Raw genomic sequence first — 13,572 nt, forward strand, 5'->3', positions numbered from 1 at the left:
AAGCCGTTAATCCTTCCGGGCGCGCCATTTTTCCACCCCCCCAAAACCTGCTTAATCATTGAATAGTAAGGTAATTTTCGGGGTTAAAAAACCTTCTCCAGGCACATACGCCAGTCTGTCCGCAAAAGTGAGTTTTAGCACTGCATGGCGCTCTTCCATACACCCAAACGGCCACATTGAATAGCTCTTGAGAGGGCTTAAGAGACGACAGAAATCCCGGAGAACCTGCGCTATTACATCGACTACGACGCCATCGCCCGCGACATGGGCTATAACGGCGAAATCGAAGAGATTGATCGCGAGGCGATCATCACCAACGCTTACGATTTCTAGGGCTTCGACCCTTGTTGTTGCGTCTACACCTCTGATGCAGCCGGAGCATTATTGCAAAAGTTGATTAAGAGCGGACGAAGGTGAGTAATGGCCCGTAATCGTGCTGATCGGCGGCGCGTAAGGCATCCACGTAAGCCTGCCGGGTTTCATTGGCATCGACCAGATTTTCCCGGCCCCACGTAAAACGTGGCTGGCCCAGGGCGGTGAGAAGCAGATCAGTGGCCAGACGCGCATGACGGCCATTGCCATTAGGGAATATGTGTATCCAGACAAGCTTGTGGTGAAACCGTGCGGCGATTTCATCCGGCTGATAGGTATCGTTACTGATCCAGAATCGAACATCGTCCAGAAGCTGGCGCAATTCCACAGGAATGCGGTAAGCATCGACACCGATGTTCTTGCCAGTCTGACGGTGCTGTCCGGCCCATTTCCACACTCGCCCGAACATGCGCTTGTGCAGGTCGTTCAGGAATTTCTCGGAAAGCACATCACGTTTGCGCTTGAAGGCCCACTCTTCGGCTTCAAGAATGTTGGCCTGTTCTGCCTCGTTCAGTTCCGAGCGTAACGTGATATAGGAAGGGATGAGCCCTTCCAGCTCTTCCGCAGAAAGAGGCGTAGAGGCATCGTCATGCTCAGCAAGGAAGTCGTCGCTCATGTGTCATCCCATAGCATGGAACCGCCTTGCGCAACAATTTTGTTGATCAGGCTTTTGAGCTGCTCATTCTCATCGACTGCCCCAACGCCCTGGGCTTCCAGCTTCATGCTGTGCCCGGTGGTCTCAAGCCGCTTTTTGGCGATGATTTTTGCGCGTTCGGCCACCAGATCATTAAGCGGCCTCCTCGGCACCAGAGTATAAACCAAACGGCAATCGAGAGCCTGCGCGGCACGCTCTAGGGAATCGAGCGTGATTGCGCCGTCTTTTTCTGCTTTTTCTATTTTAACGACCCGTGGCTGGCTGACGCCCAAGCGCTTGCCAAGCTGGGCCGTGGTCATGCCCAATGCCTCACGGATAGCCTTGATCCAGCCATATGGCGGACGAGCGAGGCTATCACCATCTGATAGGAGGCTGAGGCGTTTGTCTAGCTGACGGCGGGCTGTGGCACGATCTTCGGGGCGCATGAGAATAACCTATACGTTATAAATAACACAATGAGTTAATAACATATAAGTTATATCATGGCAATAATAAAATAACATAAATATTATAATAAAATAAGAAATAATAATATATAGGTTATATTGAATGCCGCATATTCCTCACTTTCGTACCATTCTTTTCCCAGATTTCATACTGATTTTACAGACCTTTTTTGAAAATTCAGTCTGCCTTTAACCGGGTGGCAGATATGTTAGGTGCAGAAAAATAGCCTTTCGGGTGAGAGCTTGGTGTTCAGCAGGTTTTGGATATGTTGCGGCAGGTAAGTGGCAGGATCGTCATAGCCGAACTTGGCGAAGGCATAATGCCAGTGATAGCTGTTCCCGCAGGTGGGGCATTTCGTCGGTGTCATTTATTCTCCATTCGTTAAATATCCGGTTCGTAGCCGTGCTACTGATCGCGGTTCTGGTCTCTGGTTTAGAGTGACTGGTGTGCTCCAAGAACCGGAATAAAGCAATCCATATCACTTCGCCGAGTTGTTCAAACTTGCGATGTGCAAGATATGTTCTTCGAAGGAAAACGCCTCAATGGGATGCTTTCTACCTGGCAGTACGTCCGTGAAGCTTCCTGTTTCAATAACACTGGTGCTAGCACTAATTTACTTTGCTGCGGGTTGAAACCAGGTGAAGAGCAATATATCTTGATAGAGTCACAACGACGCGCCCGTAGCTCAGCTGGATAGAGTACCTGGCTTCGAACCAGGTTGTCGGAGGTTCGAATCCTTCCGGGCGCGCCATTTTTACTCTATCAATATATACCCCTAAAGAAACTGCCCCTCTTGAATCTAAGATAATTCGAACCTCCGAATCAAAACAGTCGGTTCGACAAGGCACGCAAGTGCCGCAGAGCGGCTGAAAGCCGTTAATCCTTCCGGGCGCGCCATTTTTGCCCCACCAATTTCTACTCTGAAGAAACTACCTCAATGCACTGAGCTTCGAGCTTCATGCTGTGCCCGTGGTCTCCATTCCTTTTGTGTGATGTTTTTTTGCGTGCTCGGTAACCAGATCGTCGAGTGGTTTTCTTGACACCAGAGCATAAACCAGACGGCAATCAAGGGCTCGCGCGGCACACTCCAGGGTATCGAGCGTGATCGCTGCATCTTTTTCCGCTTTTTCTATTTTAACGGCTCGTGGCTGACAGACTCCCAGGCGCTTACCTAGCTGAGCCTAGATCATGCCCAATGCCTCACATCGGTATCATCAAGACGCTCTCCCTGATCATCTACCCTGCCTGGGGCAAGGGCGGAATCGATCAGTGCCAACTGTTGCTCTCTATGCAGCGCGCCATCACCACAGGCGGGTGATGCTGAGGGGGGTCTACCTGCATAACCCAGGGATTGTTTGGCCTGAGCCAGAAAACGCAGATGGTGTTGTATCTGATACCAGGCACCCTGGTTGCGGGGCTCTTCCTGGCACCAGAGGATCTCGGTCACTTTTTTATAACCTGCAAGTAACTCAGACAATCTCTGGCGGGGAAACGGATAGAGTTGTTCCACCCTGAGAATGGCGATATCGTCGATACCCCTTTCCCGCCTGGCCTGCAGCAGATCGTAATAGACTTTGCCACTACACAACACGACACGCCGCACACGTCCCTCATCAAGTTGATCCGCTTCAGGCAGTACGGGTGCCAGACCACCTTCAGTAAAGGCCTGGAGCTGAGACTTGGAGATGGGATGGCGCAGCAGGCTTTTCGGTGTCATCACAATCAGCGGTCGACGAAAGCGCCGCATCATCTGATCACGCAACAGGTGAAAAAACTGTGCCGGGGTGGTGGGCACCCAGACCCGCATATTGAGCTCCGCACACAACTGCAGATAACGCTCCAAACGTGCCGAGGAGTGTTCAGGCCCCTGCCCTTCAAAACCATGGGGGAGGAACAGGGTCAATTGGCATAGACGCCCCCACTTAAGATATCCGCTGGCGATGAACTGGTCGATCACCATTTGTGCTCCGTTGCCGAAATCACCGAATTGAGCCTCCCAGATCACCAGGGTGCCGGGCATTGAGGTGGCATAGCCATACTCGAAACCAAGCACGGCAAGTTCCGAAAGGATAGAATTAATCGCCTCGAATCTGGGCTGACCCTCAAACAGATTTTCCAGAGGGGTATAGGTCAGAAAGTCTTTCTGGTCATGGAAGGTTGTATGACGATGAGCAAAGGTACCCCGAATCGAATCCTGTCCCGACAGACGCACTCCGTAGCCATCTTGCAGTAGTGTTGCATAGGCCAGGGTTTCCGCCATACCCCAATCAAAAGGCACCTCGCCCTCAACCATTTTGAGCCGCTCATTCACTACACGCGCCACTGCCCGTTGCAGGGTAAACCCCTCTGGGAGTTTCAGAATTTGCCGCCCCAGAGAGCAGAGCAGATCATGTTCGACTTTGGTCTCGACCTGTTCACTTGGAAGCGCATTCAGATACTGCTCCCAGTGGGCTTCGTAGCCACTACGTGAGCCACGTAGAAATTCACGTACTACCACCCTGCCCTGTTCCAGAGCGTAGCGATAGCTCTCACGCATCTCTTCTGCATCTTCAGGCTTGACGAGACCGTCCGCAACCAGTCGCTCAGCATACAACTGACGAGTGGTCGGCATGCTGCGGATGCGCTGGTACATCTGCGGTTGGGTCATCATTGGCTCATCCGCTTCGTTATGACCCTGTCGCCGGTAGCAGACCAGATCTATCACAACGTCGTTTTGAAATGTCAGGCGGTAATCGATCGCCAGCCGGGTTACAAAGAGTACTGCGTCGGGATCGTCTGCATTGACATGGAAGATCGGTGCCTGAATCAACTTCGCCACTTCAGTGCAGTAGAGGGTGGAACGCGCCTCCTGGGGATGGCTGGTAGTGAATCCAATCTGGTTGTTCACCACTACATGTATGGTGCCGCCTGTGCCATAGGCCGGGGTCTTCGACAGGTTCAATGTCTCAGTAACCACCCCCTGTCCAATAAAGGCTGCATCACCGTGTACGATTACAGGCAATACCAGATCGGTTGCGTCCTCCTGGTGCCGATCCTGACGCGCACGACAGCCACCCTGCACCACCGGCCCGATAATCTCCAGATGAGAGGGATTGAATGCCAGTGACAGATGAACAGGCCCGCCCTGGGTCTGAATATTGGAATAGAAACCCTGGTGATACTTAACGTCCCCGGAGCCGGATCGGTGATCCGCAGAATGATCTCCTTCGAACTCGGAAAAGAGTTCACTGGGCGCCTTGCCCAGCAGATTGACCAAGACATTCAGGCGACCGCGATGGGCCATGCCGATCACCACATCGGTGACACCACGCTGACCACCGCCCTGCACTATCTCGTCCAGCAGAGGAATCAGTGAGTCGCCACCTTCAAGAGAGAAACGCTTCTGCCCCACATAGCGTCGATGCAGATAGTGTTCCAGGCCTTCAGCTGCAGTCAAATCCCGTAGGGTGTCGATGCGTTCACGGCGGCTGTTTTGCGCTGCCCAGTCACCCCGGGTCGACTCCAGTCGACGTTCGATCCAGCGCCGTTCATCTGCTGCACTGATATGCAGGTATTCACTGGCCACACTACCGCAATAGACCTGCTCAAGGATCTCAACCACCTCTTTCCCTGTCAGCGTCTGCTCTGCCTCAATGGAAACCACATTAACCTGCTGCCGAAGGTCCTCATCATCCAACCCATAGTAGGCAGGATCCAGCTCTTTGGGCCGTTGACGTTCCAGCAGATCGAGTGGATCCAGATCAGCATAGAGGTGTCCGGCCAGGCGGTAGGCCATAAACAAACGGTCCAGCCCTGAGTGGATAGTCGGAACCTGGGGTCTCTTGATGGCTGGACTCGCCTCTGCAGAGACACCATGATCAAAACCATAGAAGAAGCTACGCCACTCGGGTGATACCTGATTGGGATCTTCGCAAAAGGCCTCATACAGCTGGTCGATGTACTCAGCACTAGCGCCGACGAAGTCTGACCTTCGACGTTGAGTTTTCGCTTGCTTCTCCACGTTTAGTTCCTACCTTTACGAGTACCATCAGCGGTCAGTCTAACCCTGAAGAGAGTGTCACAAATAGTGATCATCAGCGCAGTTTATCTGCATCTCAGTGCACCGTGGGCTGGGATATTATCGGTGTACTGGAGTGCTTCAGTGTATCACCCGGGGAATAGAGAAGTGAATGGATTTCAAGCAGATCAGCAATGCTGACCTATAACTAACCTGAGGGGAGGTTACTAGCTTCGCCGACATAGATTATTGTCGGATTAGCCTATGTTTTTCTTTGTTATGATCTCCACTACGGAGGTGATCTTCCATCCTCTTGATAAAAATAATCAAGCGATGAATCTTATTATCTTTGCACTCTGTAAACGATCTACCCGGTCTAATCTGTAAACGATGTTGCCGGTTTGCACCTCAACTCCCCTCTCCCCTTGCGGGAGAGGGGGTGTTCAACAACACCACTATCTAGATCATTACTCAATACAACAAGGATTGATCGGATCTTGCCGCATACGCTTCAGTTTCATCAAGCGCTTGGCGCTCACCCTCTCCCCAACCCCTCTCCCGTCAAGGGAGAGGGGCTTACTGATTAACAAAAAGGATGGATTCGGTAACAACAGTCGGTGGATTATTTTGTATAGGATTCGAGCGGCATGAAACCTGTCTGGAGCATATGTAGGTCTTTCCTCCCGACCTATGCATTATCTACCTGTAACGATGTTGCCAGTTTGTACCTCACTCCCCTCTCCCCTTGCGGGAGAGGGGCTGGGGGAGAGGGGGGTGTTCAACAACACCATCATCTAGATCATTACTTAACACGACAAGGATTGATCGGATCTTGCCGCATATGCTTCAGTTTCATCAAGCGCTTGGCGCTCACCCTCTCCCCAACCCCTCTCCCGTCAAGGGAGAGGGGCTTTTTCTGTACCCTCTTGCGAGGGAGATGGGGTGTTCAGCGTCCTCATCATCTAGATGATTAATCAACACGACAAGGATTGATTGGATCTTGCCGCATACGATTCAGTTTCATCAAGCGCTGGGCGCTCACCCTCTCCCCAACCCCTCTCCCGTCAAGGGCGAGGGGCTTTTACAGCACTCTCTTGCGGGGGAGTGGGGCTTGAATGCGTGTTTTTACTTTTCGAGCTTGTCTGATCTATGCCTTATAGTTATTTCTAATTACCCTCCATACTCAGCACAAAGAATATCAACCTGTATATACGTAATATGCGGGTAATACAGTTGGTGGGGCAGGGCCCCACCCTACCCGTCTGTATAGGCGTAGGGTGGGGCCCTGCCCCACCAAATCGCGCTGAAAATTCACAAAACCCACTTGCAACCTACCGCAGATCCTTAACTATCACCGTAGCTAACTTTGGAGGGTAATCAGGTAGTTATTTGTACTACTCTACGAACACTATTGTCGGGGAGGCTTTAATAGGTAGGTGTCACATTCTGTTGTGGGACTTGCAACCTTGCAAAAAACGCAATTGTAGAATAACTGACAATCCACCACCGCCAACTTCTGCAATAGATAGCCCGAAAAACAGACAGATAAGAGCATCTTCTCTATTGGAACATTTCTTGCTGTCTTCTCAAATAACCTTGCAAACCGAGCCAGGAGATCCTGTGAGTTATTCAGATATTGAGGTTTCAGATCTCAACACGCTTTTGTCAGATGCCAATCCAGTAATCATTGATATGCGGGATCATCAGAGCCAAAGCCGAGGACGACTACCCAGTGCGCTCTCCGTATCAGATGAGACCATCGGCAAACTGATCCAGCAGCGTCGCAACAATCCGGCGGTACTGGTCTACTGCTACCACGGCAATCAGAGCCGTGACCTGTGCAGTTTCCTAACCCAAATGGGCCTGAATAATGTACACAACCTCTCTGGAGGCTGGGAGGCTTGGGAGCGCTTTCAACAATCTTAACTCTGCGGCTGAACACGACATACTAAGTCGCCAGATTAGTAATTAATGGGAACAACTTTATGAAAACCACGGATAAGATCCGCCAACAGCTGACTGACCACCCTGTGATTCTCTATATGAAAGGCACACCGGATGAACCCCGTTGTGGTTTCTCTGCCAAGGCTGCTGCAGTGATGAAGGCGACCAATATTGGATTCGCCCATGTGGATGTACTCTCCTCCCCTTTGATCATGCAGGCCTTGCCAGAAGTTTCCGACTTTCCTACTTTCCCCCAGTTATTCATCAAGGGTGAAATCATTGGTGGAAGTGACATTGTTGAGGCGATGTATGAGAGTGGTGAATTAGTGCCAATGCTGAAGGATGCCACTGAGGCTGAGGAGTAGCAGATGAAAGAGGAAGAGATCGTCGCACGAATTCAAACCCTGCATCCTGATGCAGTTGTCGACATTGCCGGGGAGGATTGCAATTTCGAACTATTCGTTGTGAGTGAATCATTTACCGGACAGACCATCCTCAACAGACAAAAACCGATCCTGGCGCTTTTTAAGGAAGAGATCAGCAGTGGCGCACTGCACGCCCTGTCGATTAAAGCAAAGACACCAAAAGAACTCTCAGGTCAGGGGGGACTGATTCAGATACAACCACTGAGTTGATCTGCATGGGAATGCTCTGGGTGCCATCCAATCACCCCAGATGCATTGCCAGTAGTTCCAAAGCCCTCTCCTCGTTCAGACCCTCAGCAATCTGAGTGTTATCGTAGCGGTTCGCCCCCTCTAATATTGGATACTCAAGATGGATACCAAAGTGACCGGGGTTCTGACCATGTAAAGAGACATAAGCAGCTACACCGGGTACGTTTGTGCTATGGAGGCGTACCGACTGTCTATCGTCAAGCTCTTCACTGACCAGGAACCAGGATTCCTCGATCAAGCGATCCTTAAGCAGCAACAGGAGTGCCTTTATTTCTGTCGCTTTGTCGAGTGCCCAGATATTCATGATTATTCCAACCTCCCCTATTTGATAACTGTTGCCCAAAGCATCATGATTTTCTGTAAACAGAGGCGTATCCCTCTTCCATCAAAACCTGTTTGACCGAGGCTCGCTGCAATATCCGGCGGTAGTGATTGAGCAGGTTTTCCGGTAGAGGAATGTCGATTCTATCGGCCCAGAATTCAACATAAAAAAGGGCTGCGTCTGCGATACCAAAGTGCTCTGAGATAAAGTCGCGATCCTCCAGCCAGCTCTCCACAATGGTAAAACCCTGCTCAACTATCTCCTGCCCTCGTGCTTTAATCGCCTCGTGACTGTCGGCATCAGTGGTGTATTGATCAGTAGTAAAAATACGGGTGAAACCCTCCCCGTGGAGGGTGTTAACCGCATAATTCATCACTTCCAACACTCGAACCTCTGCCTCAAGTTCCTGTGGAATAAGCTGGCTCTTGGGATGGCTCCGAGCTAACCACCAGGCGATGGATTGAAAGTCAGTCAAAGCTTTTCCACTATCCAGCAGAAGGGTTGGAATTGTCCCTTTCGGATTTATTGCCAGATAGTCATCTCTATGTTGATCACCTGCCATTAGATTCACCAGATGAGCCTCGAATACCAGATCAAGCTCTTCCAGAAGGATATGGATTCCAGTGCTGCATGAACCTGGTGTCATGTAGAACTTCATGGACATGACGACACACTCTCTGGCTCCATGCCCCGAAAGACACAGCAACGCTCGAACACATCAAGGGTGGGCTCAACAGATTTATGTTGGCAATATTTTGCCACCAGTTTAGCCAACCCCTTGATATCGCGACCACTGGCTTTAGGGTAGATCTGCGCAAGATATTCGATCTGCTGCTCTTCAATATCGAGTCCGAACTGTTCAACCATAACCGACCAGATCTTGCGCCGGTCTTCAAACTCCGGAGGATGATATTTGATCATGGCGATGCAGCGGGAGACGATGGCTTCATCGATATCATCGACCCGGTTGGTAGTTAAAAAAAGCAGACCGTTGAAGTACTCCAATACGCGCAAAAAGACCCCCACAACCGCATTGGCTGCGATATTGTCATCCCGCCGCTTGATGTAGACGTCCGCCTCATCGATAAGCATTACCGCACCCCAACGTTGAGCCCGGGTCAAGGTCTCCTTCAACGCCCGTTCCATCTCGGTAACATTGAGCCCTAACTGACCGGAGTGAACCCGATAGAGCGGTCGGCGAATAATTTCGGAGTAGACCTCGGCAGTAAGTGTCTTGCCAACGCCTGGTGGCCCGGCACAAAGTACAGTGGTGCCACCTGACTTGCCCTCTACAATATCGTCCATCAGCAGATCCATCTCCGCAGTCAGGATATCGATCAAATCGGTCTGTTCCGGAGGCAGTATCAGTTTATCTTTCAGCTCAGATTGGTATTCATAGGGTTTCATATCATCGACATGGACCCAAAGATGGTGGTGAAGATCGAGATGGAATAGGAGAATGTAGCCATGTACCGGCACTTCAGTGAAGAGTTTTTCGGGGATCTCTTGCTGCAGTGACTCGGTCGCACCCTCAACCTTTTCATCAAAGCGGGTGCTGCGCCCTGCCTTGCTCAGATACTTGCCAAGGATATCCCCAGGCAGATCCATAGCGAGGGCACGCTCTTTGAGAATCTCTTCATCATTGACCAGTCTCGCCCAACCACCCCCACTGGAGAGTACAACACGGTTCTTTCGGCTCCAGTCTGTATTTCGATGCGAAGCTGTTGGATCATCAGCGAAGATACCTGTCCCCTTTGCATTAAACTGACGTCCATAATCGGAACGCCAATCGAAGAAACGCTCCGCCGACCTATCATAGGCGGCAATCAGCGCTTCGGTCTCCTTGAGAAAGCCCTTGCTGGCAAATATCTCTGCTAAGGATTTGTCAACGATATCCCGACTGCGGATTACCAGGTTGACGGTAACAATCTTGGCCATGGCATTAGCCTTGAGATCTAGAAGAATACGTCCGTTCTCCTCCTCCCCCGGAGGCGTGAAATCGATCCGTGATACGAGATATGGGGCAGGACGACCTGTGGCATCTGCTTTGAACAACCACCCCCGTATGGCATCTTTGAGGAGAAACTCCGCAATATCGGGTACCAATCGTTCGAGATCATCCTCAGAATATCGAACTCCAGGATCATTTACGGCGTGTTCCAGATTGGCAAGTTGCGCCGCCTGTCCTGCCATCCCCGGCCCTGCATCTTCATAGAGATTGCGCAGATAACCCAACTGCTGGGATGAAAGTCGCTGGAATGGGACTTCTGCCCGGTTGCCGAATTTGAGTTGTTCGCTCAACAGAGACAAGTCAGGAAACTCATTGACCATCAACTCGACATAGTTGCGCTCTATTTGAAGATTCATACCCAGGAAACCCCATGAACAGATAGATTCATCAGATTCAAGCAAGGGATATACCAGTACTTTAGTGACTGAATTTAAAGAAATATTTATATGGCTTGTCACATTTATAACAGTCGGAAAGCCTTCATTGTCGATTTTGAAAGGTTTTAAATCGATGTTTTGTACTGTTTCTATGTGACTGACAGTGACCTCCATCCAGTGGACACTGGCGTCAGAGTGCGATAGATAACGAATTCATCAACTAGTGAAGAGATAGATATTTTTTCTGGCTTGGAAATTGCCTTACCCAATTGCAATTGAGACAAAACATTGATGGAATTTTCAACATGCATAAAATCGGAATCTTCTTCGGCACTGAATCGGGTACAACCCGTCTCATAGCAAAAAAGATCGCCCGCAAGATAAACTCATGCCGGGAGGGTGATCCAGCTGCAAAACCGATTAACGTCAACCGCATCGACAAGGATCAGTTTCTCGCCTATGACAAGCTTATTCTCGGCACGCCAACCTATAGCGATGGGAAACTTCCTGGCAAGGCGAGCGGGAACGAAGAGGAGAGCTGGTTAGAATTTCTGACACTGATCAAACAGGTAGACTTGAGTGGCAAACAGATTGCACTCTACGGGTTAGGTGACCAGGAGAGTTACCCTGACCATTTCGTCGATGGATTGATGCGCCTCTACCGCATTATGGAGAAGGCGGGTGCACAGATGATTGGTGGATGTGGAGTCGAGGGTTTTGAGTTCAACCACTCCATGTCAGTCGTTGATGGACGTTTTGTCGGTCTGGTATTGGATCAACATCTGCAGCATCTGTTAACAGAACAGCGTATCGATGCCTGGCTGGAAGAGATACTGCCACAGATGCTAGTGTAGTGCTTCATATAAATTAACTCTGCTCTTCGCGAATTTTCTCTCGAACCGCCATCAACACCTTACCGAAGGTGTTGTGACCCAGCCCATCTCTACCACATCCCCAGTAGTAGTCATACTGACTGGTTTCGGTGATCTTCCGCTCACCGGTTTCCAGCAGCTTTGCAGCAACCTCCTGATGGGTCTTACATTTAGTATAAATGGCACGGGTCATCATCACTTCCCGCACTTGCTTCCAATCTTTGCGGATCTGCCGCTTATGGGCAGCAGCTATTTTTTGCGCCTGATTCGGGTGATCGGCGGATCTGATCGCTTCACGTTGTTCAGCCTGTTCAAACTTCATGCCCTGATAGTAGTGCTCGACAGAGGGCCAAACCGCACCATCCAATTCAAACCCTAGTTTGGAAAAGCTGGCCAGAGGATGGTTCACATCGGCTCTGGAGAGGTAGTAAGGCTGTTTGGCCTCGGAAAAGATCATCTCAGTTCTCCTTAATCACTAGGGCCTGTTAACAAAATCGAGCCCAATTCAGTCAGGGAGTCCAGGTCCCAGTCTGGTTTAGGCAGCTCTTCGGGATAGGCTTCCCCCGGCGCAAACCGTCCGCTTCGCACCAACACAGTTTTCATACCGAGCCTGCTGGCGCCGGCGATGTCAGTATCGGGCCTGTCACCGACCATCAGGCACTCTTCCAATGTTACGCCTACACGTTCTGCCGCCATTTCATAGAGTAAGGGTTGTGGCTTTCCGATGAATAGCGGAGTTTTTCCTGTGGCAAGCGCAAAGGGGGCTACTAAAGCGCCACCTCCAGGTAGTATCTGGTGATGACCATCCACATTGGCATCAACACTCTGATCCGGATTGGTACAGACCAGTCGGGCGCCCCGCTTCAGGATCAGGTTGATACCGATGGTAATCGTCTCATAGTCGATGCCTGCGCCTTCACCAATGATAACAAATTCAGCTTCTGTCTGGTCTTCATGCCCATGAAGCTGAAGTGCCAGGTGGAGACCTTCAGCACCTACTGCATAGTATCGAAAACCAGGTTTTTCCTTGGCTAGCCAGAGGGCCGTTGCCTCAGCTGAGGTGACGATCTGTTGCTCAGCTGGCCTGGCAAACCCCATTTGCTCGAGACGATCTGCGACCCTGGCAGGAGGCAGGATAGGGTTATTGGTTATGAAGGCATGAGGCATATCTCTTACCTCAGACATAAATTGCAGGGCTTCTGGGATCGCCTTCTCGCCGTGATAAAGGATGCCGTCCATATCTAACAGCAGGGCTTTAATAGGCGATTTCACAGGATTTCATTTTGATGGGTTGACTCGAATGATGTCAGTAACAGCTTTTTAGACATTGTACGTTTATGGGGCAGCTTGAACAATTCAACAGAATTCGTATTTCTGCTTGTTGGCGCGCTTTGTATGGAAATGTGTATATCTGAAGCCTGTACCTCGTACCGTATGCACTCCCAGCGCTGGAGCGTGGGAACGAGAAAGGGTCTGCTTGGTTTGGGAGTGTGCTGGTTGTCGGGATTGATTCGCTTCGCTCACCCCTACGGGGCGCCTACGCTGCGCTGCGGCGTCTGCGTCACTGCGTTCCTTTCGAACGAAGGGTTCGAATCAATCCTCTCTCTCCGCCATAAAAAAAGGGCCGAGGGTCTCCTTGGCTTAGGAGTGTGCTGGTTGTCGGGATTGACTCGCCTTCGGCTCGCCCCTGCGGGGCGCCTACGCTACGCTGCGGCGTCCTGCGTCGCTGCGCGCCTTGTGACTCGCTTCGCTCACCCCTTGCGGGGCGCCTGCGCTGCGCTGCGGCGTCTGCGTCACTGCGTTCCTTTCGAACGAAGGGTTCGAATCAAATCCTCTCTCTCCGCCAAATAAAAAAAGGCCCCGATTGGGGCCTTTTTTTATTTGGCGGAGAGAGAGGGATT

General features: G+C 50.9%; 14 protein-coding genes and 1 tRNA gene. 6 read left to right on the forward strand and 9 right to left on the reverse strand.

Annotated features, from left to right (window positions below; genetic code table 11):
* Positions 1-213 precede the first annotated feature (213 nt).
* The gene (locus AC4IE7_RS08275; protein ID WP_490776364.1) at positions 214-333 is read left to right on the forward strand and encodes a hypothetical protein; all 120 of its coding nucleotides are present in this window, start codon (positions 214-216) and stop codon (positions 331-333) included.
* A gap of 64 nt (positions 334-397) precedes the next feature.
* Here AC4IE7_RS08275 and AC4IE7_RS08280 read toward each other — a convergent pair whose 3' ends face one another.
* The 3 genes from AC4IE7_RS08280 to AC4IE7_RS08290 all read right to left on the reverse strand — a co-directional run bounded on the left by AC4IE7_RS08280 (position 398) and on the right by AC4IE7_RS08290 (position 1,841).
* Positions 398-988 carry a mobile mystery protein B gene (locus AC4IE7_RS08280; RefSeq protein WP_490776348.1) on the reverse strand — a complete coding sequence of 197 codons (591 nt, stop codon included), beginning with the start codon at positions 986-988 and terminating at the stop codon, positions 398-400.
* Positions 985-1,452 carry a mobile mystery protein A gene (locus AC4IE7_RS08285; protein WP_490776349.1) on the reverse strand — a complete coding sequence of 156 codons (468 nt, stop codon included), beginning with the start codon at positions 1,450-1,452 and terminating at the stop codon, positions 985-987. The genes AC4IE7_RS08280 and AC4IE7_RS08285 overlap by 4 nt, the downstream gene beginning before the upstream one ends.
* A 230-nt stretch (positions 1,453-1,682) precedes the next feature.
* The gene (locus AC4IE7_RS08290) at positions 1,683-1,841 is read right to left on the reverse strand and encodes a hypothetical protein (protein ID WP_490776350.1); all 159 of its coding nucleotides are present in this window, start codon (positions 1,839-1,841) and stop codon (positions 1,683-1,685) included.
* 307 nt (positions 1,842-2,148) lie between these two features.
* Here AC4IE7_RS08290 and AC4IE7_RS08295 point away from each other — a divergent pair.
* A tRNA-Arg gene (locus tag AC4IE7_RS08295) sits at positions 2,149-2,225 on the forward strand.
* A 435-nt stretch (positions 2,226-2,660) separates the two neighbouring features.
* Here AC4IE7_RS08295 and AC4IE7_RS08300 read toward each other — a convergent pair.
* Positions 2,661-5,474 (reverse strand): 2-oxoglutarate dehydrogenase E1 component, encoded by a 2,814-nt coding sequence (locus tag AC4IE7_RS08300; protein ID WP_490776351.1) that lies wholly within the window; start codon positions 5,472-5,474, stop codon positions 2,661-2,663.
* 1,617 nt (positions 5,475-7,091) lie between these two features.
* Here AC4IE7_RS08300 and AC4IE7_RS08305 point away from each other — a divergent pair.
* From AC4IE7_RS08305 to AC4IE7_RS08315, 3 genes are read left to right on the forward strand one after another with little or no spacing between them, the layout of a single operon-like run.
* A complete protein-coding gene (locus AC4IE7_RS08305; protein ID WP_490776352.1) occupies positions 7,092-7,397 on the forward strand; it encodes a rhodanese-like domain-containing protein in 306 nt (101 codons plus the stop codon).
* Between the two features lie 59 nt (positions 7,398-7,456).
* Positions 7,457-7,780 carry a Grx4 family monothiol glutaredoxin gene (grxD, locus tag AC4IE7_RS08310; RefSeq protein WP_490776353.1) on the forward strand — a complete coding sequence of 108 codons (324 nt, stop codon included), beginning with the start codon at positions 7,457-7,459 and terminating at the stop codon, positions 7,778-7,780.
* Positions 7,781-7,783: 3 nt separating this feature from the next.
* Positions 7,784-8,050, forward strand: a complete 267-nt coding sequence (locus tag AC4IE7_RS08315; RefSeq protein WP_490776354.1) for a BolA/IbaG family iron-sulfur metabolism protein — start codon at positions 7,784-7,786, stop codon at positions 8,048-8,050.
* Between the two features lie 31 nt (positions 8,051-8,081).
* Here the strand turns inward: AC4IE7_RS08315 and AC4IE7_RS08320 are convergent, their stop codons facing one another.
* The 3 genes from AC4IE7_RS08320 to AC4IE7_RS08330 are packed head-to-tail and all read right to left on the reverse strand — an operon-like array spanning position 8,082 to position 10,778.
* Positions 8,082-8,393 (reverse strand): hypothetical protein, encoded by a 312-nt coding sequence (locus AC4IE7_RS08320; RefSeq protein ID WP_490776355.1) that lies wholly within the window; start codon positions 8,391-8,393, stop codon positions 8,082-8,084.
* A gap of 43 nt (positions 8,394-8,436) precedes the next feature.
* Positions 8,437-9,075 (reverse strand): glutathione S-transferase family protein, encoded by a 639-nt coding sequence (locus AC4IE7_RS08325; protein ID WP_490776356.1) that lies wholly within the window; start codon positions 9,073-9,075, stop codon positions 8,437-8,439.
* Entirely contained in the window at positions 9,066-10,778 is a 1,713-nt protein-coding gene (locus AC4IE7_RS08330; RefSeq protein WP_490776357.1) for an AAA family ATPase, read from the reverse strand. Before AC4IE7_RS08330 ends, AC4IE7_RS08325 begins: the two co-directional genes overlap by 10 nt.
* 326 nt (positions 10,779-11,104) lie before the next feature.
* Between AC4IE7_RS08330 and AC4IE7_RS08335 the strand changes: the two genes are divergently transcribed.
* The gene (locus AC4IE7_RS08335) at positions 11,105-11,653 is read left to right on the forward strand and encodes a flavodoxin (RefSeq protein ID WP_490776358.1); all 549 of its coding nucleotides are present in this window, start codon (positions 11,105-11,107) and stop codon (positions 11,651-11,653) included.
* A 13-nt stretch (positions 11,654-11,666) separates the two neighbouring features.
* Here the strand turns inward: AC4IE7_RS08335 and ybiA are convergent, their stop codons facing one another.
* A complete protein-coding gene (gene ybiA, locus AC4IE7_RS08340; RefSeq protein WP_490776359.1) occupies positions 11,667-12,128 on the reverse strand; it encodes a riboflavin biosynthesis intermediates N-glycosidase in 462 nt (153 codons plus the stop codon).
* A gap of 11 nt (positions 12,129-12,139) precedes the next feature.
* Positions 12,140-12,943 (reverse strand): HAD-IIA family hydrolase, encoded by an 804-nt coding sequence (locus AC4IE7_RS08345; protein ID WP_490776360.1) that lies wholly within the window; start codon positions 12,941-12,943, stop codon positions 12,140-12,142.
* Positions 12,944-13,572 lie beyond the last annotated feature (629 nt).

The sequence above is a fragment of the Candidatus Thiodiazotropha sp. AKAK3 genome (assembly GCF_058244645.1).

Bases quoted from the DNA above. Each gene is read 5' to 3' on its own strand.
- AC4IE7_RS08290 (WP_490776350.1), bottom strand. From the start codon at position 1,841: ATGACACCGACGAAATGCCCCACCTGCGGGAACAGCTATCACTGGCAT.
- AC4IE7_RS08320 (WP_490776355.1), bottom strand. From the start codon at position 8,393: ATGAATATCTGGGCACTCGACAAAGCGACAGAAATAAAGGCACTCCTG.
- AC4IE7_RS08330 (WP_490776357.1), bottom strand. From the start codon at position 10,778: ATGAATCTTCAAATAGAGCGCAACTATGTCGAGTTGATGGTCAATGAG.
- AC4IE7_RS08325 (WP_490776356.1), bottom strand. From the start codon at position 9,075: ATGTCCATGAAGTTCTACATGACACCAGGTTCATGCAGCACTGGAATC.
- AC4IE7_RS08285 (WP_490776349.1), bottom strand. From the start codon at position 1,452: ATGCGCCCCGAAGATCGTGCCACAGCCCGCCGTCAGCTAGACAAACGC.
- AC4IE7_RS08335 (WP_490776358.1), top strand. From the start codon at position 11,105: ATGCATAAAATCGGAATCTTCTTCGGCACTGAATCGGGTACAACCCGT.
- AC4IE7_RS08280 (WP_490776348.1), bottom strand. From the start codon at position 988: ATGAGCGACGACTTCCTTGCTGAGCATGACGATGCCTCTACGCCTCTT.
- ybiA (WP_490776359.1), bottom strand. From the start codon at position 12,128: ATGATCTTTTCCGAGGCCAAACAGCCTTACTACCTCTCCAGAGCCGAT.
- grxD (WP_490776353.1), top strand. From the start codon at position 7,457: ATGAAAACCACGGATAAGATCCGCCAACAGCTGACTGACCACCCTGTG.
- AC4IE7_RS08315 (WP_490776354.1), top strand. From the start codon at position 7,784: ATGAAAGAGGAAGAGATCGTCGCACGAATTCAAACCCTGCATCCTGAT.